The organism is Pseudomonas sp. NPDC087804 (assembly GCF_044742965.1).
GTDB classification, from domain to species: Bacteria; Pseudomonadota; Gammaproteobacteria; order Pseudomonadales; family Pseudomonadaceae; genus Aquipseudomonas; species Aquipseudomonas rustica.
Genome location: NZ_JBIUVN010000001.1, coordinates 20,677 through 42,251, shown reverse-complemented (window position 1 = coordinate 42,251; position 21,575 = coordinate 20,677). Strand labels below are relative to the sequence as shown.

General features: G+C 59.5%; 21 protein-coding genes and 1 pseudogene. 9 read left to right on the top strand and 13 right to left on the bottom strand.

What is annotated here, in order from left to right:
- The first annotated feature begins 282 nt into the window (after positions 1-282).
- The gene (locus ACIOMO_RS00240) at positions 283-966 is read left to right on the top strand and encodes a response regulator transcription factor (RefSeq protein ID WP_212544654.1); all 684 of its coding nucleotides are present in this window, start codon (positions 283-285) and stop codon (positions 964-966) included.
- A complete protein-coding gene (locus ACIOMO_RS00235) occupies positions 944-2,338 on the top strand; it encodes a sensor histidine kinase (protein WP_401237405.1) in 1,395 nt (464 codons plus the stop codon). Before ACIOMO_RS00240 ends, ACIOMO_RS00235 begins: the two co-directional genes overlap by 23 nt.
- A 610-nt stretch (positions 2,339-2,948) precedes the next feature.
- Here the strand turns inward: ACIOMO_RS00235 and ACIOMO_RS00230 are convergent.
- From ACIOMO_RS00230 to ACIOMO_RS00220, 3 genes are read right to left on the bottom strand one after another with little or no spacing between them, the layout of a single operon-like run.
- Complete coding sequence (locus ACIOMO_RS00230) at positions 2,949-3,359, bottom strand: SRPBCC family protein (RefSeq protein ID WP_159814704.1); 411 nt, start codon at positions 3,357-3,359, stop codon at positions 2,949-2,951.
- Between the two features lie 23 nt (positions 3,360-3,382).
- Complete coding sequence (locus ACIOMO_RS00225) at positions 3,383-4,180, bottom strand: SDR family NAD(P)-dependent oxidoreductase (protein ID WP_053121494.1); 798 nt, start codon at positions 4,178-4,180, stop codon at positions 3,383-3,385.
- Positions 4,177-5,199: an aldo/keto reductase gene (locus ACIOMO_RS00220; protein ID WP_159814705.1), complete on the bottom strand. Its 1,023-nt coding sequence runs from the start codon at positions 5,197-5,199 to the stop codon at positions 4,177-4,179. Before ACIOMO_RS00220 ends, ACIOMO_RS00225 begins: the two co-directional genes overlap by 4 nt.
- A gap of 112 nt (positions 5,200-5,311) precedes the next feature.
- On the opposite strand from ACIOMO_RS00220, the gene ACIOMO_RS00215 reads away from it, so the two are divergent.
- Positions 5,312-6,259, top strand: coding sequence for a LysR substrate-binding domain-containing protein (locus ACIOMO_RS00215; protein WP_401237403.1), 948 nt, complete (start codon positions 5,312-5,314; stop codon positions 6,257-6,259).
- A 205-nt stretch (positions 6,260-6,464) separates the two neighbouring features.
- Positions 6,465-7,124: an isoprenylcysteine carboxylmethyltransferase family protein gene (locus ACIOMO_RS00210; protein WP_053121509.1), complete on the top strand. Its 660-nt coding sequence runs from the start codon at positions 6,465-6,467 to the stop codon at positions 7,122-7,124.
- Positions 7,125-7,235: 111 nt separating this feature from the next.
- On the opposite strand, the gene ACIOMO_RS00205 is transcribed toward ACIOMO_RS00210, so the two are convergent.
- Both ACIOMO_RS00205 and ACIOMO_RS00200 read right to left on the bottom strand, forming a co-directional pair.
- Positions 7,236-7,901: an HAD family hydrolase gene (locus tag ACIOMO_RS00205; RefSeq protein ID WP_401237401.1), complete on the bottom strand. Its 666-nt coding sequence runs from the start codon at positions 7,899-7,901 to the stop codon at positions 7,236-7,238.
- A gap of 55 nt (positions 7,902-7,956) precedes the next feature.
- Positions 7,957-8,370, bottom strand: coding sequence for a response regulator (locus ACIOMO_RS00200; RefSeq protein ID WP_053121513.1), 414 nt, complete (start codon positions 8,368-8,370; stop codon positions 7,957-7,959).
- 199 nt (positions 8,371-8,569) lie between these two features.
- Between ACIOMO_RS00200 and ACIOMO_RS00195 the strand changes: the two genes are divergently transcribed.
- Entirely contained in the window at positions 8,570-9,511 is a 942-nt protein-coding gene (locus ACIOMO_RS00195; protein WP_053121515.1) for a class I SAM-dependent methyltransferase, read from the top strand.
- A 114-nt stretch (positions 9,512-9,625) separates the two neighbouring features.
- Here the strand turns inward: ACIOMO_RS00195 and ACIOMO_RS00190 are convergent, their stop codons facing one another.
- Positions 9,626-10,399: a LuxR C-terminal-related transcriptional regulator gene (locus ACIOMO_RS00190; RefSeq protein ID WP_401237399.1), complete on the bottom strand. Its 774-nt coding sequence runs from the start codon at positions 10,397-10,399 to the stop codon at positions 9,626-9,628.
- Between the two features lie 294 nt (positions 10,400-10,693).
- Here ACIOMO_RS00190 and ACIOMO_RS00185 point away from each other — a divergent pair, with 294 nt between their 5' ends.
- A complete protein-coding gene (locus ACIOMO_RS00185; protein ID WP_401237398.1) occupies positions 10,694-11,812 on the top strand; it encodes a P1 family peptidase in 1,119 nt (372 codons plus the stop codon).
- 102 nt (positions 11,813-11,914) lie between these two features.
- On the opposite strand, the gene ACIOMO_RS00180 is transcribed toward ACIOMO_RS00185, so the two are convergent.
- On the bottom strand, positions 11,915-12,502 hold the full coding sequence (locus ACIOMO_RS00180; protein ID WP_401237396.1) for an NAD(P)H-dependent oxidoreductase: 588 nt from the start codon (positions 12,500-12,502) through the stop codon (positions 11,915-11,917).
- 85 nt (positions 12,503-12,587) lie between these two features.
- Between ACIOMO_RS00180 and ACIOMO_RS00175 the strand changes: the two genes are divergently transcribed.
- The gene (locus ACIOMO_RS00175; protein ID WP_401237394.1) at positions 12,588-13,214 is read left to right on the top strand and encodes a TetR/AcrR family transcriptional regulator; all 627 of its coding nucleotides are present in this window, start codon (positions 12,588-12,590) and stop codon (positions 13,212-13,214) included.
- Here the strand turns inward: ACIOMO_RS00175 and ACIOMO_RS00170 are convergent.
- From ACIOMO_RS00170 to ACIOMO_RS00160, 3 genes are all read right to left on the bottom strand, one after another.
- Positions 13,211-13,897: a GNAT family N-acetyltransferase gene (locus ACIOMO_RS00170; protein ID WP_053121525.1), complete on the bottom strand. Its 687-nt coding sequence runs from the start codon at positions 13,895-13,897 to the stop codon at positions 13,211-13,213. The genes ACIOMO_RS00175 and ACIOMO_RS00170 overlap by 4 nt on opposite strands.
- A 159-nt stretch (positions 13,898-14,056) precedes the next feature.
- Complete coding sequence (locus ACIOMO_RS00165; protein WP_401237392.1) at positions 14,057-14,614, bottom strand: YceI family protein; 558 nt, start codon at positions 14,612-14,614, stop codon at positions 14,057-14,059.
- A gap of 92 nt (positions 14,615-14,706) precedes the next feature.
- Positions 14,707-16,065, bottom strand: a complete 1,359-nt coding sequence (locus ACIOMO_RS00160; RefSeq protein ID WP_053121529.1) for an MATE family efflux transporter — start codon at positions 16,063-16,065, stop codon at positions 14,707-14,709.
- A gap of 170 nt (positions 16,066-16,235) precedes the next feature.
- Between ACIOMO_RS00160 and ACIOMO_RS00155 the strand changes: the two genes are divergently transcribed.
- On the top strand, positions 16,236-16,802 hold the full coding sequence (locus ACIOMO_RS00155) for a chorismate mutase (protein ID WP_401237390.1): 567 nt from the start codon (positions 16,236-16,238) through the stop codon (positions 16,800-16,802).
- 144 nt (positions 16,803-16,946) lie between these two features.
- Positions 16,947-18,591 (top strand): annotated as a pseudogene (locus ACIOMO_RS00150) (diguanylate cyclase).
- On the opposite strand, the gene ACIOMO_RS00145 reads toward ACIOMO_RS00150, so the two are convergent.
- From ACIOMO_RS00145 to ACIOMO_RS00135, 3 genes are all read right to left on the bottom strand, one after another.
- The gene (locus ACIOMO_RS00145) at positions 18,592-18,885 is read right to left on the bottom strand and encodes a hypothetical protein (protein ID WP_053121533.1); all 294 of its coding nucleotides are present in this window, start codon (positions 18,883-18,885) and stop codon (positions 18,592-18,594) included.
- A gap of 89 nt (positions 18,886-18,974) precedes the next feature.
- Positions 18,975-20,063, bottom strand: coding sequence for a polyamine ABC transporter substrate-binding protein (locus tag ACIOMO_RS00140; RefSeq protein WP_401237388.1), 1,089 nt, complete (start codon positions 20,061-20,063; stop codon positions 18,975-18,977).
- A 52-nt stretch (positions 20,064-20,115) separates the two neighbouring features.
- Complete coding sequence (locus ACIOMO_RS00135) at positions 20,116-21,417, bottom strand: FAD-binding oxidoreductase (protein ID WP_212544671.1); 1,302 nt, start codon at positions 21,415-21,417, stop codon at positions 20,116-20,118.
- Between the last annotated feature and the right edge of the window lie 158 nt (positions 21,418-21,575).

Here is a 21,575-nt window from a genome sequence, read left to right as displayed (position 1 = left end):
GGTGTTACAACTCGTTCGAGAGAGGAATTGCAGCGACCGTGCCAGATGCAGATATTAAATAAATCGTTTATTTTCAATCGGTTACAAAGAATGAACTTCCTAAGACCATGCAAATTGCAACAAGCTGTGAATTACAGCGGGTTTTATGCATTAGTCTGCATTGATCCGCAGCAAGCGAATCTGCGTTTCTGACAGCCCCTACATGAAAGTTAATTTAAAGCGTCAGGCAAAAATCTTGGCAAAATGCTGCCATTCCGTTTCAACCGATCAGCAGGCCTGCCCATGACTCGCATTTTGACCATCGAAGACGACGCCGTGACCGCCCGGGAAATCGTTGCCGAACTGAGCAGCCATGGCCTCGACGTGGATTGGGTCGACAATGGCCGAGAAGGCCTGGACCGTGCCGTCAGCGGCAACTACGACCTGATCACACTTGATCGCATGCTGCCCGAACTGGATGGCCTGGCCATCGTCACAACGCTGCGCACCATGGGCGTGTCCACGCCGATTCTGATGATCAGCGCCCTCTCCGATGTCGATGAACGCGTGCGCGGTTTGCGCGCCGGTGGTGATGACTACCTGACCAAACCGTTCGCCACCGATGAGATGGCCGCGCGGGTTGAAGTGCTGTTGCGCCGCCAAAGCAGCGCCGATACGCCACCGACCACGTTGCAAGTCGCCGACCTTGAGCTGGATTTGATCAGCCACGAAGCACGCCGCGCCGAACAAGTGCTGACGCTGCTGCCGACCGAATATAAATTGCTCGAATTTCTGATGCGCAACAGCGGCCAGATTCTGTCGCGGATGATGATTTTCGAAGAGGTCTGGGGCTATCACTTCGACCCGGGCACCAACCTGATCGACGTGCACATCGGCCGCTTGCGCAAGAAAATCGACGCGGTGGGCAATGTTCCACTGATCCGCACGGTACGGGGCTCCGGTTATGTCATTGCCGAACCCGTCTGACGGCTGGCGCTCTTCCAGCAGCCGCTTGCTGGCGCTGTACAGTTCGTTGTTCGTGGCCTGGAGCGCGATCCTCATGGGGGTCATGTATTACGAGGTGTCCAGCTACCTCGATAACCTCGCCAAGCATTCGCTGATGCAACGTCAGCATCTGTTCTCGCACTTTCGCGGCGAACAATTGGAAGACGCCCTCGCCGCGAGCATGACTTTCGACATTCGTGGCATCGACGCTTATGGCCTGTTCGACGTCGAAGGCCGCTACCTTGGCGGCGCCCTGCAACAAATCCCCGAAGGTCTGCCGCTGGACGGCAAGATTCACATGCTCGCCGACTGCGCGGGCTCCGATGATCCGACCCTGCCCAACGACAGTTGCGATGCCGTCGCCACGCAGACCCGCGACGGCCGCTGGCTGGTGCTACTGCGCGACAACGGTTCGCTGTTCGCGGTGACGCGGATCATTTTGCATGCGTTGTTCTGGGGGGTGTCATTCACGATTCTGCCGGGGATCGCCGGTTGGCACTTGCTGCGACGCCGACCTTTGCGGCGGATCAGAGCGATTCAGGACAGCGCTCAGGCGATCGTCGCGGGCGACTTGACCCATCGCCTGCCACTGTCCAACCGCCGCGATGAACTGGACATGCTCGCCGCCATCGTCAACGCCATGCTTGAGCGCATCGAGCGTTTGATGAACGAGGTCAAGGGGGTTTGCGACAACATCGCCCATGACTTGCGCACACCGTTGACCCGCTTGCGCGCGCAGTTGTATCGCATGCAGCAACAGGCGGGTGAAGGCTCGCAGGAAGCAGCGCAACTGGATTTGGTACTGGCCGAAGCGGATACGCTGATGGCGCGGTTTCGTGGTTTGTTGCGGATTTCCGAACTGGAAGATCGCCAGCGCCGCTCCGGTTTTGTCGAGCTGGATCCGGTGCAATTGCTGCAGGAACTGCATGAGTTTTATCTGCCGCTGGCTGAAGAAGATGAGCTGCATTTCGAACTGAACATGCCGGAAACATTGCCGGCGCTGAATGGCGACCGGGCGTTGTTGTTTGAGGCGCTGGCGAACCTGTTGAGCAACTCGATCAAATTCACCCCGGCGGGTGGCACGGTGATTTTGCGCGGTGTGAATGACGCAGGGCATACGCGCATCGAAGTGCACGATTCGGGGCCGGGGATTGCCGAGTCAGAGCGTGAGGCGGTGTTCCAGCGTTTCTATCGCACCGAGGGTGGGCAGCCGCAGAGCGGGTTCGGATTAGGGCTTTCGATCGTTGCGGCGATTGTCAGCTTGCACGGCTTCAACCTTGAAGTCGGCACCAGCGACCTCGGCGGCGCGAAACTGGTGCTCGACTGCCGGCAGAGCCTGATCACCCATTCCTGAAGTTCATTTGGAATGCAATCAATGTGGGAGTGAGCCTGCTCGCGAAAGCGGTGTGTCAGGCAACAAATGTATCGTCTGATCCTCCGCTTTCGCGAGCAAGCTCGGCTCCTACAGGGTTCTTAGTCGCACAAAAAATCCCGTGCACACCACAAATCAATGTAGGAGCTGAGCTTGCTCGCGAAGGCGGTGTGTCAGGCAACAAATGTATCGTTTGATCCTCCGCTTTCGCGAGCAAGCTCGGCTCCTACAGGGTTCTTAGTCGCACAAAAAATCCCGGGCACAGCACAAATCAGTGTAGGAGCTGAGCTTGCTCGCGAAGGCGGTGTGTCAGGCAACAAATGTATCGTCTGACCCTCCGCTTTCGCGAGCAAGCTCGGCTCCTACAGGGTTCTTAGTCGCACAAAAAATCCCGTGCACACCACAAATCAGTGTAGGAGCTGAGCTTGCTCGCGATGGCGGTGTGTCAGGCAACAAATGTATCGTCTGACTCACCCCTATCGCGAGCAGGCTCACTCCTACAGGGATCTCGGCTGTACACATAATCCGGGGCGCACATGCGATCCATGTGGGAGCGGGCTTGCCCGCTCCCACAGGTTTTTATGGTGGATGATCAGGTTGGGTAGTTGGCCCGCAGGGCTTCGAGGCCGCCCTGGTAGATGCCGGTGAACAGCGCCACCACTTCTTCATCGCTCACGCCTTTGGCGGTGAAGCGCCCTGACCACGTGACCCGTGCGCCCTGCCCCTGAGCTTCAACCTTGATCGTCGCCAGATAATCCGTTGCCGGAAACGGTGCCTGTTCAATCGAGTAACTGTAGGTCTTGGCGGCGTTATCGAACGCTTGCAGGCGTTCGATCACCACGGCGCCGTCAGCGGTTTGCAAGGTGCGAACACGGCCGCCGTCGCTCAGTTCACTTTTGGGAATGAACGGCAGCCAGTCCGGCAGCGTGTTGAAGCCGCCGATCAATTGCCAGACCTGATCGGCCGAGGCCGGGATGTCGATATGTGCAGATGCAGATGCCATGGATAAACGTCTCTCTCAAGAATTCAAATAGTCAGGCTGTCGACCACGCCGCCATCGACGCGCAACGCAGCGCCCGTGGTAGCCGAGGACAACGGCGAAGCAATGTAAGTCACCAGGTGCGCGACTTCTTCAACATCCGCAACACGCTGAATGATCGAGGTCGGGCGAGCCTTGAGCACAAAGGCGTCGGCCTCATCGCGCAAGTTGCGGCCAGACTCGGCGGCGGCATCCTTGAGCATGTCTTGCAGGCCATCGGTGAACGTCGGCCCCGGCAAAATCGCGTTCACCGTGACACCAGTGCCCGCCAAGCGCTTGGCCAAACCGTGGGACACCGCGAGGTTGGCGCTTTTCGTCACGCCATAATTGATCATGTCGGCCGGCGTCGCCACCCCGGATTCCGAGGACAGAAAGATCACCCGCCCCCAGCCCTGCTCGACCATTGCCGGCACGTAATGCCGCGCCAGGCGCACGCCGGAAATCACGTTGACTTCATAGAAACGGGTCCACTCGCTGTCCGGCGCTTCGAAGAAATCGACGGCGTCGAAGATGCCAAGATTATTCACCAGAATGTCCGCGCGCGGTTCGGCGGCGAACAGTGTCTGCGCGCCCTCCGCCGTGCCGAGGTCGGCCGCCAGACCGCGTAATTGCGCGCCCGGCACTTTCTCGCGAATGCTCGCCAACGCCTGCTCGACCTTGCCGTTGTCGCGGCCGATCACCACCACCGTGGCGCCGGCTTCGGCCAGCGACTGGCTGATGCCCAGACCGATCCCAGCGGTGCTGCCGCTGACGATGGCCAGTTTTCCACTCAGATCAATCTTCATGCTTTCACCTCATCGATGGGTAATGGTGCGCGTTCAGAAACCAGTTTTGCCTCACGCATGGCCTGCCAGAAACCGGCAGGAATCACCGCCGACAACGCCGCGACATCTTCAGCGATGCGGCCGGGTTTGCTCGCGCCGGGAATCACCGCAGCAACGGCAGGATTGGCCAACGAAAATTGCAGCGCGGCGGCTTTCACATCAACGTTGTAAGCGGCGGCGATGCGTTTGATCTGTTCAACTTTAGCGATCACTTCCGGGCTGGCTTTCTGGTATTCAAAGTGCGAACCACCGGCCAGAATGCCCGAGCTGTATGGGCCGCCGACGACGATTTCGACATTCTGCGCCAGCGCCGAGTCCATCAAACGTTGCAACGGACGTTCGTGATCGAGCAGCGTGTAGCGCCCGGCCAGCAGGAAGCCATCAGGCTGCGCTTCGGTCAGATCAAGGGTCAACTCGCACGGTTCGACTTTGTTCACGCCCAGGCCCCAGCCCTTGATCACGCCTTCTTCGCGCAAACGGGTCAGCACTTTGAACGCGCCAGTACGAGCCTGATTGAAGTATTCCAGCCATTGATCGCCGTAAAAGTCCTGAGCGATGTCGTGTACCCAGACGATGTCGAGGCGATCGGTTTGCAGACGCTTGAGGCTGTCTTCAATCGAGCGCAGGGTCGCGTCGGCGCTGTAGTCATTGACGATTTTGTTCGGGCGACCGTGTTCGAACACGCCGCTTTTTTCGCCGAGATCGCGGGCTGCAGCGTCTTCGACTTCATCGAGAATCACCCGGCCAACCTTGCTGCTCAGCACATAGTCGTCGCGCTTGTATTGCTTCAAGGCTTCGCCGAGGCGAATTTCCGACAGGCCCGAGCCGTAAAACGGTGCGGTGTCGAAGTAACGCACGCCGGCATCCCACGCAGCATGCACAGTGGCCTGCGCTTCTGCTTCGGGAATGGCGCGGAACATGTTGCCCAGTGGTGCGGTGCCGAAGCCCAGTTGGCCGGGCAGTTTGTCTTTCAAACTCATCGGATTGTCCTCATTCGTTGGTGGTCTGCGTGACCGTTGAGCAGATCCTAGATTGCGACACCGAGACCGTCCAAGACATAATGCGCAGCACTTGAGTCCCTATAGGTCTGACATGATCGACATCCGCCAATTGCGCTACTTCGTCGCCGTCGCCGAGGAAGAACACGTCGGCCGCGCCGCCGAACGGCTGCATATTTCCCAGTCGCCACTGAGCCGGCAGATCGCTCAGCTTGAAGAGCGCCTCGGCCTGACGCTGTTCGAACGCAGCCAGCAGCGCATTCGCCTGACCCGCGATGGCCAGACCTTTCTCGCCGAAACCCGCGCACTGCTCACGCACGCCAATCGCCTCGAATCCCTCGGTAAACGCTTGGGTCGTGGCGAAGAAGGCGGTTTGTGCATCGGCTATATCGAGAACGCCATGCACGCCGGGGTTTTGCCCAATGCCTTGCGTGTGTTGCGGGTCGATCGGCCGAATGTCCACGTCGCGCTGTACAACTTGAGTTCCGCCGAGCAACTCGAAGGCCTGCGTCAGCGTAGTCTCGATATCGCATTGGTGAGTGAGCCGCCGACCGATGACGACGCGGATCTACTGGGTTTTCAGGTGCTGGATGATCCGATGCTGCTGGCGCTGCCGGAACAGCATCCGCTGGCGCAGCAGGCGGTGTTGAGCCCGCAGGATCTGGCGGATCAGGAATGGATCGGCGTGCAGCCACGTCAGGATGCGAGTGATGAGTTTGTCAGCGCCTGCATCCGCGCAGGGTTTACGCCGGATGTGCGCATGCAGGCGACTGAGCCATTTACCGCGCTGGGGCTGGTGGCATCGGGGCTGGGAATTGCGATGATTCAGAAAGGCCTGAGCCATAACGCGCCGCCGGGAGTGGTGCTGCGCGAGGTGCCGTGGCTGGCGTTTACCACACCGTTGTGGGCGGCTTGGCACCGGATCAATTTGCGGCCGTTGGTGGAAACTTTCCGCAAAGTCCTCACCGCCGCACAACCTGTCCCTTGTGGGAGCGAGCCTGCTCGCGAAAGCGGTCTGCCCGTTACCGGCAATATTGACTGAGCCACCGCATTCGCGAGCAGGCTCGCTCCCACAGGAATTGCCGGCATACGCAAATTCTGTGTGCACCGCCAATGACTGTAGGAGCTGCCGAAGGCTGCGATCTTTTGATCCTGTTCTTCTAAAAACAAGATCAAAAGATCGCAGCCTTCGGCAGCTCCTACGGGGATCTACACTGCAAGAGTGTGTATGCCGCCGTGAGAACGCCATGAGAATGTCAGCGCAAATGACCGTGGTCGCCGTGCTCGCCACCCTCGCCTATCTGGGCCTGGCGGTGTGGGGCATTGGTGGCGTGGGGATGTTCTTTTCCCACGGCTCGCTGGTGGTGGTCGCGCTGGCCACTGTGGCGATGGTGATCGCGTCGATGTTTACCGAGGTCAACCTGAGTTCCGGCGAACGCGAGGATCGCGCCAATCGCTGGGTGCTTCCGGCGTTTGGCGTGATTGGTTTGCTCAGCGGTTTTCTGCCGGCTTACTGCGATCGGCTGAATTTCTGGACGTTTGGCGGCGAAGGTGTGCGCTGGCTTGGCGCGTTGTTGTTCATCATTGGCGGGGCGCTGCGCTTGTGGCCGGTGTTTGTCTTGGGCCACCGGTTCAGTGGGTTGGTGGCGATTCAGCCGGGGCATCGGTTGGTGACCGATGGGATTTATCAACACCTGCGCAACCCGAGTTATCTGGGGTTGGTGGTGAATGCGCTGGGATGGGCGTTGGCGTTTCGTTCAACCGTCGGGTTGCTGCTGGCGGCGCTGACGTTGATCCCGTTGATCGCGCGTATTCATTCAGAAGAGGCGCTGCTGCGCGGGCAGTTTGGCGCCGAGTATGACGCCTACTGCGCCCGGAGCTGGCGCTTGTTACCGGGTGTCTACTAACGCCGCACCCCCTGTAGGAGCTGCCGAAGGCTGCGATCTTTTGATCTTGGTCTTTTAAAAAAACAAGATCAAAAGATCGCAGCCTTCGGCAGCTCCTACAGGGGGACAGCTTCAGGCAGGCTGTAGGTGCAGGCCGTCGTTGTCGATTTGGACGCGGATCGCGTCGTAACTGGCCAGTGTCGCGTGCTCGGTTTCAAGCTGATGCTGATGCGTCGTGGTGATGATCATCAACGACGCGCCCGCCGCTTCAGCGGCTTGAATCCCAACGGCAGCATCCTCAAAAATCAGACAATCCGCCGGTTCCAGCCCCAAGCGTTTAGCCGCCAGCAGATAACCCGCCGGATCCGGCTTGCCCGCCTTCACATCCTCAGCCGTAATCATCACCGCCGGCTCGGGAATCCCCGCCGCCGCCATCCGCCGCAATGCCAGATCGCGCGGCGCCGACGTCACCATGGCCCAACGATCCTTTGGCAATTGATTGAGAAACGCCGCCGCCCCCGGAATCTCGACAATGCCTTCAACATCCTCGATCTCCGCTGCGGTAATAAACGCCGCTTGTGCCTCCGCGTCCACGCCCGGCAGGTTCAGGCGATTGATCGTGTCGATCGCCCGTGCGCCATGAATGGTCGGCAGAAACGCCTCGACATCGACGCCATGGCGCACGGCCCAGGCTGACCAGATCCGCTCGGCGGCGGCGATGGAGTTGAGGACGGTACCGTCCATGTCGAACAGGAACGCGCCAAACGCGCGGTCGAAAAGATCATTGTGAGCAGACAAAGGGTCGCATCCTCTGGCAAGGGCCGGGCAAATTTGCCCGGCAATGTAGCACTTGTCAGTGCAGACGCGGAGCCTTGGACTTGAAGGCACTCTCGACGCAATCGAGCAACTGGCCGATCGCCCAGGGTTTCTTGATGAACGCGACCGAGTGCTTGACCCCAGACGTCTCCGGCGTTTCATAACCGGACATGACCATCACCGGTTTGTCCGGCCAGCGATCGCCGACCAGGTTGGCCAGATCGGCGCCGTTGAGGGTGCCGGGCATGGTGATGTCGGTCAGCAATAGATTCACTTCCGGCGCGTGCTCGTCCAGATATAACTTGGCTGCGTCGGCGCTGCTATGCGGCTCGACCTTGAAACCTTCCTCCTGAAGAATTTCGCAAAGAAACTCCAGAATCAACGGATCATCCTCAACTACCAGAATCAACCCGCCAGGAAGGTGCGCGTCCGCCGTTGGTGATGGGCACATGAAACTGCACTCCCTGAATAGCATTAACGATTTAGCGGCTTGAATCCGCTGCTTATCTGGTATGAGCAGCGCGTTCTGTAGAAATTCATTTTTGATACAGGAGTTTTCCAAATGGTCGGATTGGCAATCCTGAGACAAACGTTCGAAGTGGCGTAATTGTGGTTAAAATGCCGGCCCATTTGCTTGCCGACCGTGACCGATGAACCCTGAAGCCCTCGCCACCCTCCACGCCCATTTGCTGCCGGCACTCGCCAGCGCACCGGGCGAAACCCGTCGCTTGTTTCATGGGCGCGGGCGTTGCTGGCCGGGGCTGGAACAGGTCACGGTGGACTGGCTGCAAGGCGTGGTGCTGGTGTCGCTGTTCAAGGAGCCGGCGCCGGAGCAACTGCAAGATCTCAAGCGCGTGTTGCTCGACATCACTTCTTCGGCCGAATGGCAGCAGTCCAAAGCGCACACGTTGCTGATCCAGCACCGTTATCTGCCGCAGAGCACCGCCGAATGGCTGTTGGGCGATGAGATCGATGAAATGACCATCGTCGAGGGCGGTCTGCAATACCGCGTCGACCTGGGCCGAAAGCAGAACGCCGGGCTGTTTCTCGACATGCGTTACGGGCGCAACTGGGTGCGCGAACAGTCCGACGGCAAGCGCGTGCTGAACCTGTTCGCCTACACCTGCGGTTTCTCCGTGGCGGCCATTGAGGGTGGCGCCAGCCATGTGGTCAATCTGGACATGTCCCGCGCCGCGCTCAGCCGTGGTCGCGACAATCACCGTTTGAATGGCCATGACACCGGCAAAGTCAGCTTCCTCGGCCACGACCTGTTCAAGTCCTGGGGCAAGGTGATCAACAGCGGCCCGTACGATTTGGTGATCATCGACCCGCCGTCGTTTCAGAAAGGCAGTTTTTTGCTGACCAAGGATTATCAGCGCGTGTTGCGCCGTCTGCCGGAGTTGCTGACGGCGGACGGCACGGTGCTGGCCTGCATGAATGACCCCGCGTTTGGTTCGGACTTTTTGATTGATGGCGTGACGCAGGAAGCGCCGAGTTTGCGCTTTGAACAGCGGCTGGAAAACCCGCCGGAATTTCCCGACATCGATCCCGAAAGCGGCCTTAAAGCCCTGGTCTTCAAACGCACTTCCTGACACAACCAAAATCCCTGTAGGAGCTGCCGAAGGCTGCGATCTTTTGATCCTGATCTCTTAAAAACAAGATCAAAAGATCGCAGCCTTCGGCAGCTCCTACAGGGGGGTGGAGAGTCAGTTCGGGCGCAGCACCAGGGCGAACAGCTCACCATGTCCGGTGACATTGAGCTTTTGATAGAGATTGCGCCGATGCACTTTCACCGTTTCCGGCGAAATCCCCATCTGCTGGGCGATCGCCTTACTCGAGAAACCCTGCAAGATCAGCCGCGCCGTGTCGTTTTCACGCACCGTCAGCCGCGCATCAAAACGATCCAGCAACGTCGCCAGATCGCCGACCAGCACTTCAGCAACCGCTCCTTGCGGCGGCATTAGCTGAAGATGCCGGCGCATCGCTGCCAGCACCCAGTCGCGCACACACAGCAGCCGGCCCTGCTCGGCCATTTCGAACGGCGTCGAACGGCCCATCGATAAGCCCAACACGCTGCCATCAACGTTAATCATGAACTGCAACTCATCCGCGCCTACCACCGAGTGGAAGTAGCTCTGGTAGTACTCGCTCTGCAAAAACTGGTCAGGCGCCACCGACGCCAGGCTGTGCAAGCCATCAGCGAGCCCCGCCGAAGCGGCCTGATAAAACGGATCGAGCAGGTACATGCCGGCGGTGTAATCGGCGAGGTTTTCCTGCTCCTCGACAGCGCCCTTGCTGTCGATATCAATCAGCAATTGCGGCGCCTGGCCCGCCTTCATCACCGCGACCAAGGCGTTATCCATCGGCACCAGCAGGCGCAAGGTATCGACCAGCGCCCGCCAGAATCCGTCCTGCCCGACACAGGTGAAGACCCGCGCCAGACTTTGATGCACAGGCAATTCCTGCAACAACGCGTCCACGCTCTACCCCTTTTGTGTAACCCATGATGGGAATGGGTCAGGCGCGATCGGATCGATAGGCTGACCGCACTTGATCAACACCGGCCGCAGCGGCCGGAAGTGCCGAATCATGCGGGGTCATCGAGGGGATATCAACCGGTGACCACTGATCAGCAAGACCAACGCATTTCCTGTAGGAGCTGCCGCAGGCTGCGATCTTTTGACGTTGTTTTTGCAGATCAAAAGATCGCAGCCTGCGGCAGCTCCTACAGAGATCGCGACACATGTAAGATTTTTATGGAGAGACAGAAATCAATGAAACCTCGTGCCCGTGACCTCAACATCCGCATTGGCCAGATGCAGCCCGGCCCGCTCAATGCGATCACCGACGTGCCCGGTGTGCGTGTCGGCCACAGCAACGTGCGCGGTAAAAGCACGGCCGGTCGTGACATTTTCACTGGCGTCACCCTGATCGAACCGCGTCAGGGTTCGACCAACCAGCAACCGTGTTTCGCTGGCGTGCATGTGCTCAATGGCAACGGTGACGCCAGCGGTCTTGAGTGGATTCGCGAGGCGGGCTTGTTGACCAGTCCGATCGCCTTCACCAATACCCACAGCCTCGGCGTGGTGCGCGATGCGCTGATTGTGCTGGATCGTCAGCAGCAACCGGACGATGGCCGTCTCTACTGGAACATGCCGGTGGTGCTGGAGACTTACGACGGGTTGCTCAATGACATCAACGGCTTCCACGTCAAACCTGAACATGTCGCCGAAGCCCTGCACAACGCGGTCGACGGCCCGGTTGTGGAAGGCGCGGTCGGCGGTGGCAGCGGCATGATCTGCCATGAATTCAAGGGCGGCATCGGCACTTCGTCGCGGCGATTGAGCGCTACGCAGGGCGGCTGGACAGTGGGCGCGATCGTCCAGGCCAACTATGGCATTCGCAACCAGTTACGGGTTGACGGCTACCCGGTCGGGCGCTACATGGAACAGAAGGATTCACCGTTTTTGCGCGCCGCATTGCCGCATCCTGGCATGGGTTCGATCGTGGTTTGCCTGGCCACCGATGCGCCGTTGTTGCCGCATCAGTGCACACGCCTGGCGCAACGGGCGAGCGTCGGTCTGGCACGCACCGGTGGCGGCAATGAAGATCAAAGCGGCGACATCTTTATCGCCTTCGCCACGGGTAATGATCACGTGCCGCCGGCGGCCTATGAAAGCAAAGGTGCGCCGACGTGTGACGGCTTGCGGATGGTCAATAACGATCACATCAGCGAGCTGTTTCTGGCCGCCACCGAGGCGGTTGAGGAAGCGATCATCAATGCCTTGCTGGCCAGCGAGAGCACTGAAGGCAATGGCCATTCGGTTCAGGGGCTGGATGCACAAACCTTGCTAGCCGCCCTCGAAAAGGCAGGCTGGCCTGGCTCGCGATAACCCCACAAATCCCTGTAGGAGCTGCCGAAGGCTGCGATCTTTTGATTTTGCTTTTAAAAAACAAGATCAAAAGATCGCAGCCTTCGGCAGCTCCTACAGGGGTTATGTGAACATCTGATAACCGAGTTTCCGGGCCACTTGCAGCTGCAACTGCGGCTCGCGCAACTCCGACTCCGGCAGCAACGTCGAGCTCAGCACCGTCGCCCCGCTGTAATCGAAAATCCCGTGTTCAATCTGCGCCTTCATCGCCGCACCATATCCGTGGCGTTCATAGGTGCGTTCGTCCGCCCCGGCGAGTTGTACAAGGTGCACGCGCAAACGCTGCAGCAACTTCACATGCTTCAAGTCACCCGCAAAATCGAACGCCCAGCCATTGCTGAACACCCGATCAATCCAGCCCTTGAGCAGCGCCGGCATCGACCACCAGTAAACCGGGTAAACCAGCACCAACGCATCGGCGCGATCAATGCGTGCCTGTTCCGCCAGCACCTCCTCCGGCGGCGAGGCCTCGCGATGATGCACGGCAAAATCCGCAGCGCCGAAACGCGGTTCGAAGCCTTCAGCGTAGAGATCGGCGATCTCAAAGGTGTTGGCCGGATCGGCTTCGGTCAGGCCGGCAGCAATTTGTGTGGCAACGCTGTGGGTCAGTGAGCGCGGATCGTGATGAGCAACAACAATCAATGCGTGCATGGCAATTCTCCGGTTGGTGGGGCTGACCAAGGCTTATATACTCTTGGTAAGTTACGAAGCTTAAGTTACCTTTGGTATATAAACCATGTCAACTGATCAACTGACCAAACAGAATTCCCCTGCGCAACCGCGCAAACGCCTTTCCCGTGAGGATCGCCTGCGCCAGTTGCTTGATGTCGCTTGGCAGATCATCCGCGCTGAGGGCACCGATGCGCTGACCCTCGGCTATCTCGCCGAAAAGGCCGGCGTGACCAAACCGGTGGTCTACGACCATTTCATCACCCGCGCCGGTTTGCTTGCGGCGTTGTACCGCGATTTCGATGCACGCCAGACCGTGGTGATGGACGCCGCGATCGCCGAATGCGAGCCGACACTCGTCGGCACCGCTTCAGTGATTGCCGAGGCGTATGTCGATTGTGTGATGTTTCAGGGAACGGAAATTCCGGGGATCATCGCCGCGCTGGCGAGCACCCCGGAACTGGAGAAAATCAAGCGGGAGTACGAGGCGATCTTCCTCGAAAAGTGCCGCCGCGACCTGGCGCCTTACGCCAATGGCGGGACGATCACTGCTGCCGGACTACGTGCAATGCTCGGCGCCGCCGAAGCGCTGTCGCACGCTGCCGCCAACGGTGAAATCAGCGCCGAGGACGCGATCAACGAGTTGTTCGCAACCATCATCGCAATGGTCGAACGCGCCACTGTCAGGCTCTAGTGCAGGGTCAGTCGCTGACGGACAAATTCTTCCGTGTGGCGAGTGGTTTGATCCAGATGGCGATCGCGCTGCTTCTCGGCATCGAGCATCGCGCGCTTGCTGTTTTTCTGTAGCAGATACGTGTGAATCTGCTGCACTTCCAGTGAGCGGTAAATCGGCGTGGTGTCGATGAAACCGCGCAAGCCGTTGCTGCGGTAATGCCGGGTGCTCATCAGCACTTGAGTTTCACGCGAGCCGATCACCTCAAAGCCCAGCGCTTCGAAATACGGGACTTTGCCGACGGTGCAGCCCAGCTCCGCATGCGGATAACGCCCAAGCATTTCACCGATCATCGCCCGCGCCACGCCTTGCCGCCGGTGCCCTTCGCGCACCGCCATGTAGGCGACGCTGCACGCTTCCCAGTCGCCCTGCACCGGCAGGTACAAAAGGAAACCGATCACCTGTTCCGGATCTTCATCGGCGGTCGCCACCAGCAACTCGACTTCGGTGCCCTTGTCGCCATTCAACGCTTCCAGATACAAATGCACCTCGTAGCCCACCGCGTACTGATACACGTTGTACAGCAGGTTGCTCGGGCCCAGGCCAACCGCGCTGATGTCGGTCAGGTAGTCGACGACCATTTGCAGAATCTGGCTGTTGACGCCCTCGGGGCATGGGGATTTGTAGTGGGTGATGCGAGGCATGGCAGCTGAACTCCGGCAGAAAACCGCGACATCATACCTTGTCCCTGCGCCAACCCCTGTAGGAGCTGCCGAAGGCTGCGATCTTTTGATCTTGTCTTTTAAAAACAGGATCAAAAGATCGCAGCCTTCGGCAGCTCCTACATTGGGAAAATCGGGGTATTACTGCTGCGGCGCCACCACTTTGATTTTGATCGCGATGTCCTTCGACACCACCGTGTCCGCCCACTCCCCCGCGCCGAGCCCAAACTCGTCGCGCTTGAGCAGCAGCTCACCGTCAAAAATGCCGATGGCGTTCTCCGGCTTCAATTCAACCGGCACCTGCACGTCGCGGGTGATGCCTTTGAGGGTGAGCTGGCCGGCGATCAGGTAGCGGTTTTCGGCCACTTGCGTGAAATGGCTCGATTCGAATACCGCCACAGGAAATTTTTCCGTGTCGAACCACGCCGGTTTCACCAGTTCGGTGTTGGCGTCTTCGCTGCCGGCATCGATGCTGGTGAGGTCGATGTGCAGCGTGGTGTGGGCGTTGGCGAGATTGTCGGAGTCGAAGTTCAGCGTCGCCTCGAACTTGCCGAACGTGCCGTACATCCGCGAGCCCATCTGGTTATAGGTGAAGCTGATCTGACTGGCGGTCGTGTTGACCCGGTTGTATTCGACCGCCTGGGCAATCGGCACGGCGCACAGGCAAAGCGCGGCAGCGAGCAGCAATCGGATCGACATGGGATTCTCCGGGCAGCGCTTACCGTCGAGGGCCTCGATTGACTAAAGCAAACAACCGACGGTTACGCCACTTCGGGATCAGGGTTTGAAGTTCAAACCATCCGCTCGATCTTCTGATGCTTCCACACCAGTTTGTAATACAGCGTCTGCAACACCAGCATCCCCAGATACGCCACCGGAAACGCCATCCACACACCCTGCAAACCGTACTGGCCATCAAGCCAGTACGCCGCCGGCAACTGCACGCCGACCACACAAATAATCGCAATGATCACCGGCACCAGCACTGTGCCACTGGCGCGCATGATCCCGCCGATGATCGCCTGGAAGCCGAACACCAACAGGCTCCAGAGCATGATGTGCAGCAGATGCTCGGCCATCGCCCGGGTTGAGTCTTCGGTCAGGAACAAGCCAAGCAACCAGTGCGACAGCAGGTAACCCAGCACAATCAACCCACCGGTCAGGCACACGTTGATCAGCAAACCCGTGCGCAGAATCGGCGCCATGCGCTCCAGACGCCCGGCACCAATCGCCTGTGCGCCCAGAATCGACGCAGTGATGGCAATCGACAACGCCGGAAACTGCACGTAGTTGACGATCTGCGTCACCGCGCCATATGCCGCCGTCGCCTGCGAACCGTGCTGATTCACCAGCGCCAGAATCACCAGTTCCGACAACGACAGAACAATCATCTGCACGCCGGTCGGCAGGCCGATGCGCAGCACCTTGCCGAGGATTGCACCGTTGAGCCGCAGCGCTGCAAAAAACTCTCGATCCGGCGCCAGCGGATGGCCCTTGCGGATCAAGCGCCACGCTAGCCACGCCATCGCCGCGAGGTTACCGGCGAGGCCCGCGTACGCCGCACTTTGAATGCCCAGTTGCGGCAGGCCAAACCAGCCGCGAATCAACGCCGGGGTCAGCGCCAGACCCACACTGGTCGAGACGATCAGCGCCAGCAGCGGCGACAGTGTGTCGCTCACGCCGCGCAGCAATTGCGTGAATAGCACAAACACCAGCATCGACGGCAGAATCCACATCATCACGTGCGCGTAGGCCACCGCATCGTCCAGCACATCCGCCGGCGTGCCCAATCCGGTCAACGCCTGCCGCGCGAACACACTGCCGAGCACCGCCGCGATCAAACCAATCAGCACACCCAGCAACAACGTTGCGCCGGCGATGGCTTTAACCATGTGCGGCTCGCGCGCGCCCCACGCCTGACCGATCAACACGCCCGCGCCCGCGCCAAGGCCGATGACCAGCGCGATAAAGAAGAAGATGATCGGAAACATCCCCGACACCGCCGCCAGCGCCTGAGTGCCGAGCATCTGGCCGATGTAAATGCTGTTCACCGTGCCCGACATCGACTGCAGAAAATTCGACAACACCATCGGGGCGAGGAACAACAAATACGTTTGCCAGAGGGGTTTGGTGACGGCTGGGGTTTGCATGGGGCAGGAGGTCCATCTCGACGGCAGGAAGGCTTAAGGAGGATAGCTTCGATGAGTTGTCGGCGGGGCGCAATTAACATTTAAGCTTCGTGTTTAATTTCGCCCTGAAGCGATGCCGGAGTCTGTGGTAAACAACACTCCACCCATTGTTCGTGATTGAGATTTTGCTCATGCCGCACGTTACAAATCTGCTGACCAGCGCCCTCCTTGTTCTCCTCGCCGGCAGCGCTTGCGCCGCCACCCCCAGCGCTGCTCCCGAAGCCTTGAAGCCGTTGTTGATGACATTGAACGAGCGCCTGAACATCGGCGATCTGGTAGCGCTGACCAAGTGGGACAGCGGCAAGCCGATTCAGGACAGCGCGCGTGAAGCGCAGGTGATTGCCAATGCGCGCACGCTGGCCGCCGAGCGCAAACTTGATGCTGAAGACGTGGCGCAATTGATTGCTGCGCAAATGGAGGCCAATAAACTGGTGCAGTACGGTTTGCTCGCACAATGGCAAGCGGCGGGTGTGGCGCCGAACACTGCACGCCCGGATCTGGGCAAGCAGATTCGGCCGCGACTGGATGAGCTGCAGAGCCGATTGTTGCAGCAGTACGCTGATTTCGCGCCTTACCGTCGGGATCCGAATTGTTCGAGCTGGCTGGCGGAGGCGCGCAAGGGGTTGGCGCAGGATGCGCTGCACGAGTTGGCGTTGATGCGGAGCACCGGTGAATTGTGTGTGCGGGCGGCGAGGTAATAAAGTCAAAAGATCGCAACCTGCGGCAGCTCCTACAAGGGTCAGCGACGGGTCTGACAAATCCTGGCGCAAGTGACGACTGGCGGTCGGTCGATCATTGCGCATACCATCCGGCCACAACTTCAAAACAGAATCCGCTCGCCCATGCTCAAAGCCAGTCTGCGTAGCCATCTCACTCTTTGGTTTGCCGGTTTATCCCTGCTGACGCTGCTGAGCGTGGGTTTCTACGTCGGTCATATCGCCACCGAGCAGATGAAACAGGCCAGTGGCAATGCGCTGCTGAGCACCGCGCGCTCGGCGGCGGCATTGCTCGGCGAACAGTTGCGCGAGCGGCAACTTGAGGTTTATTTGCTCAGTCGAGCGCCGCATCTGGAGCGCGGCGATCTGGACAACCCGGCGATTCTCAAGTCGATGCAGTTGCGCACCCAGGCCCGCGCCGAATATGCGTGGATGGGCGTGGCCGATGCCGACGGTCTCGTGCATCAGGCCGTAAAACGGTTTGCTCGTCGGTCAATCGGTGCAGCAACGGCCGTGGTTCCAGGCTGGTCTGCGCAATGAGTACACCGGTGATCCGCACGAAGCCGTGTTACTCGCCAAATTGCTGCCGGGATTGCCGAATGGCGAACCGTTGCGCTTCATTGACTTCGCCGCGCCCATTCACAACGCCGACGGTCAGGTGATTGGTGTGCTGGGGGCTCACGCACACTGGAGCTGGGTGACGCGGATTGTCGAATCGGCGGCGGTGTCGCACAAGGATTCGGCGCCGGATCTCGAAGCGCTGATCATCGATCATGACGGTAAAGTGCTGTACCCGGAGGCGTTGATGGGCCAACAGGTCGCGGCCAACGATCCGAACTCGCCGGGCTGGACGGTCGGCGATGGTTATCTGACCAGCCGTGTGACCGTACCGACACCGTCGAGCACTGCATTGTCGTGGTCGATTGCTGTGCGCCAACCGCTGGACACTGCCCTGCAACCGGCTCGCCTGCTGCTCTACAAACTGTTGCTGTTGGGCGTGTTCGCGGCAATCGGTTGTGGCTTGGTGGCGTACTACCTGGCGCTGTACCTCAGCCGCCCGATTGAACAACTCGCTCGCTCGGCCAAACGCGTACAGAACAATCAGCCCGGCGCACACTTCCCGCTGCAACATCCGGTGCAGGAGATTGCCCAACTCGGCCAGTCGATCGATGCGATGACGCAATCACTGCTCGGCAAAGAACGTCAGTTGCAGGAGGCCAATGCCTCACTGGAAGCCACCGTCGCGCAACGCACGGCGGCCCTCACCCAAGCCAACGCCGAACTGCTCAGTCTGGCGACCCACGATTCCCTGACCGGCGTTTTCAACCGTCGTCGCTTCGACGAAAAGCTTACCGAGTACAACCTGCTGTTCCGCCGTACCGGCCGCCCGTTTGCCTTGCTGCTGATCGACGCCGATCATTTCAAACGGATCAACGACACCTACGGCCACGCCATCGGCGATGACGTGCTGGTGCAACTGGCGCAACTGATTCGCGAGAGCACCCGCAGCACCGATTTCGTGGCGCGCTACGGTGGTGAAGAGTTTGCGGTGTTGTTGCCGGAAGTCGCGCAACCGGATACCCCTGAAGTGGTCGCCGAGAAAATCCGCACAGCCATCGCCAACGCGCATTTCCCTCATGTCGGCAACATGACCGTCAGCATCGGCATCGGCCTGGCGGATCCGGCTGACAACAGCCAGACCCTGCTGATCAAACGCGCTGACCAACAGCTGTACCGGGCAAAAGCCGCCGGGCGTAACCAGATCGCCTGATCAGCCCTGCTTCACTTCGCAGATCCCGTTGGCCTTGTTCTTCCCGGTGTACGACACCCCCGGTGAACCATCGGGATTGATGCTCAGCGAAATGGTCACGCTCGCGCCTTTGGCCTCGAAATAGTTGTCGTTGAATTTCTTCAGCTTGGCTTCCTTGCCATTGATGTAGATCGGCCCGCCCTCATCGGCGTGAACTTCGATCTTGCCCGGGCAAGTGGCATTGAGCATCGGGATGCCAGCGTGGGCCACTGATGCGATGAGCAACAAAGGTGCTGCCAGCAACAAAGATTTCATGGAAAGCTCCTTGGTTTCGGCGACATGCCGCGCTGTCAGCAATAACCCAAAATCGCCCATCCCACCAGTGTCACCGTTGTCGCGGGGGGTCAGGTATTGGTCTTCAACTTCGTCCACAACCGCGTCGTCAGCCGCGCAATCGCTGCCGGCAGTTCTTCGACGGTGAACAATTTGTCCATCACTTCTTTTGGCGGATAAATCGCCGGATCGCCGATCACGTCCTGATTGAGAAACTCATTGGCCGCCGCATTCGGATTGGCGTAATGGATGCTGTTGCTGATATTGGCAATCACCTTCGGTTCGAGCAGGTGGTTCATGTAGGCGTAGCCGTTCTTTTCATGCGGCGCGCTTTTCGGCATGACCATCATGTCGAACCACAATGTCGTGCCTTCGGTCGGGATCGAATAGGCGATGTCGATGCCGTTCTTGGCTTCCTTGGCGCTCGCCGCCGCTTGAACGATGTCGCCGTTGAAACCGATCACCGCGCAGACGTTGCCGTTGGCCAGGTCGCTGATGTATTTCGAGGCGTGGAAATACTGAATGTACGGGCGGATTTTCAGCAAGGCCTGCTCAGCTTGTTTGTAGTCGGCCGGTTCGTGGCTGTGCGGCGGCAAGCCGAGGTAGTTGAGGGTGATCGGCAGCACCTGTGTCGGGTTGTCGATGATCGCCACACCGCACTGGCTCAGTTTCTTGATGTTCTCTTCGTCGAAAAACATCTTCCACGAGCGGGTGATGTCGGTGCTGCCGAAGATCGCTTTGATTTTTTCGACGTTGTAGCCGATGCCAGCCGTACCCCACATGTACGGGTAGCCGTACTGATTACCTGGATCATTGACTTCGAGTTTCTTCATCAGCACCGGGTCGAGGTTTTTCCAGTTCGGCAGTTGCGACTTGTCGAGTTTCTGGATCGCCCCGGCCTTGATCAGGCGCGAGAGAAAGTGGTTCGACGGGCTGACCACGTCATAACCGGTGTTGCCGGTCATCAACTTCGACTCCAGCACTTCGTTGCTGTCGTGGATGTCGTAAGTGGTCTTGATGCCGCTGGTCTGGGTGAAATTGGCCAGCGTGTCCGGGGCGATGTAGCTGTTCCAGTTGGAAATATTGACGGTTTCGTCGGCACAAGCGGCCGCCGACGTTGCAGCGAGGGCGATCGCCAGGGTGAGCGTATTGATGCGCATGTTCTATCACCTGAAAGGAAGTGGCTTTTGTTCTTCTGCGGTACGCGGATTTTCAGATTTCTGTTCTGGCCCTGACCGCCTCCACGCGCATGCGAAGCATGGCACCGATGTCGAAGAAAGGACGCGGCGGCAACCAGCCGGGTTCGGCGCGCTGCATCACTGATTGCAACAGTGGCGAGTCAACGCCCGAGGCCAGTTCTGCCAGCAGTCGGCCCCACAAGGTTCCGCGCGCAACGCCGGAACCGTTGCAGCCCGCCACGGCGTACACGCCCTCTTCCACCCGGTCGAAATACGCCTGACCGCTGCGGGTAGCGCTCAAATGACCGGTCCAGGTGAATTGAATGTCGCGCTCGTCGAGGAAGGGAAAACGCCGCTGCAATCCAAGTACATGATGCTGGCGACGTTGCGCTAGTGCGCCGTTGGACAGGTCGCGCGTGCGGTATTCGGCGGTGTTGCGGATCATCACGCGGCGATCCGGGGTCAGGCGCACGGTGGCGCCGAGCGGCCGGGTCGAGAGCACGCCCCACGGCTCGACCGCGCCAATCGCCTGAAACTCGTGATCGGTCAGCGGCCGCGTCAGACTGGCGCTGAGCTCCATCGGGAATGTGCCGCTGTCGTTGATGCCGACCCGAGGAATAAACGCGTTCAGGCACACCAGCACTTTCTTCGCTTCAACGCTGCCGTTAGCCGCGTTGGCGCGCAGCCCGCCCTGACTCAGACGCTCGACACTGGCGATGTCGGTGTCCTCATACACGGTGATGTTGCCCGGCAGTGCGTTGAGCAAACCTTTCACATACTTGGCCGGTTGCAGCAGCGCATTGCCGTGGCCACACCAGATCGCGGCGGCGTAGTGACGGGTACCGAGCTTTTGCGCCAACTGTTCGCCCTGCAGAAATTCGGCCCGGGCACCGAGCGCGCGCAACGTCGCCAGTTTGGCCTCGACATGATCAAGCTTGGCCGCGTCGTTGACCGCAAAGTAATAACCGCTGTCGCGAAAGTCGCACTCGATCGCGTGCTGGCCGATGCGCTGACGGACTTCTTCGCTGGCCGCCCGGGAAATCATCGTGTCGGTTTCAAATCCGGCAAACCCGGCGGTGCCGATCAATTCACTGTGCGCCGGGTGTTCATGAGCAACGACGAACCCCGAGTTACGCGCCGACGCGCCTTGCGCCGCGCGCTGCCGGTCGACCACGACGATGCGCGCCTGCGGGTGCATGTCGGCGAGCGTGTGTGCAGCGCTGAGCCCGGTAATTCCAGCGCCAATCACCAGCCAATCGGCCTTCTGCGCGCCGCTCAGGCGACCGCGCTCCGGCGAATGGCCAGCCTGCGCGATCCAGCCGCATATGTTTTCCATGCATCACCTCATAGGACTGTCGTTCAACGGCTTGCCTCTGTGTAAAGTGCATGCGTGAATCGCATGGACACCTTGAGAAGATCGCCGCCAGAGCTAGAATCTATAAGGTCTACGTCAGACCGACCAACGTTATAAAATCATCGAGTCATTCTGAAATC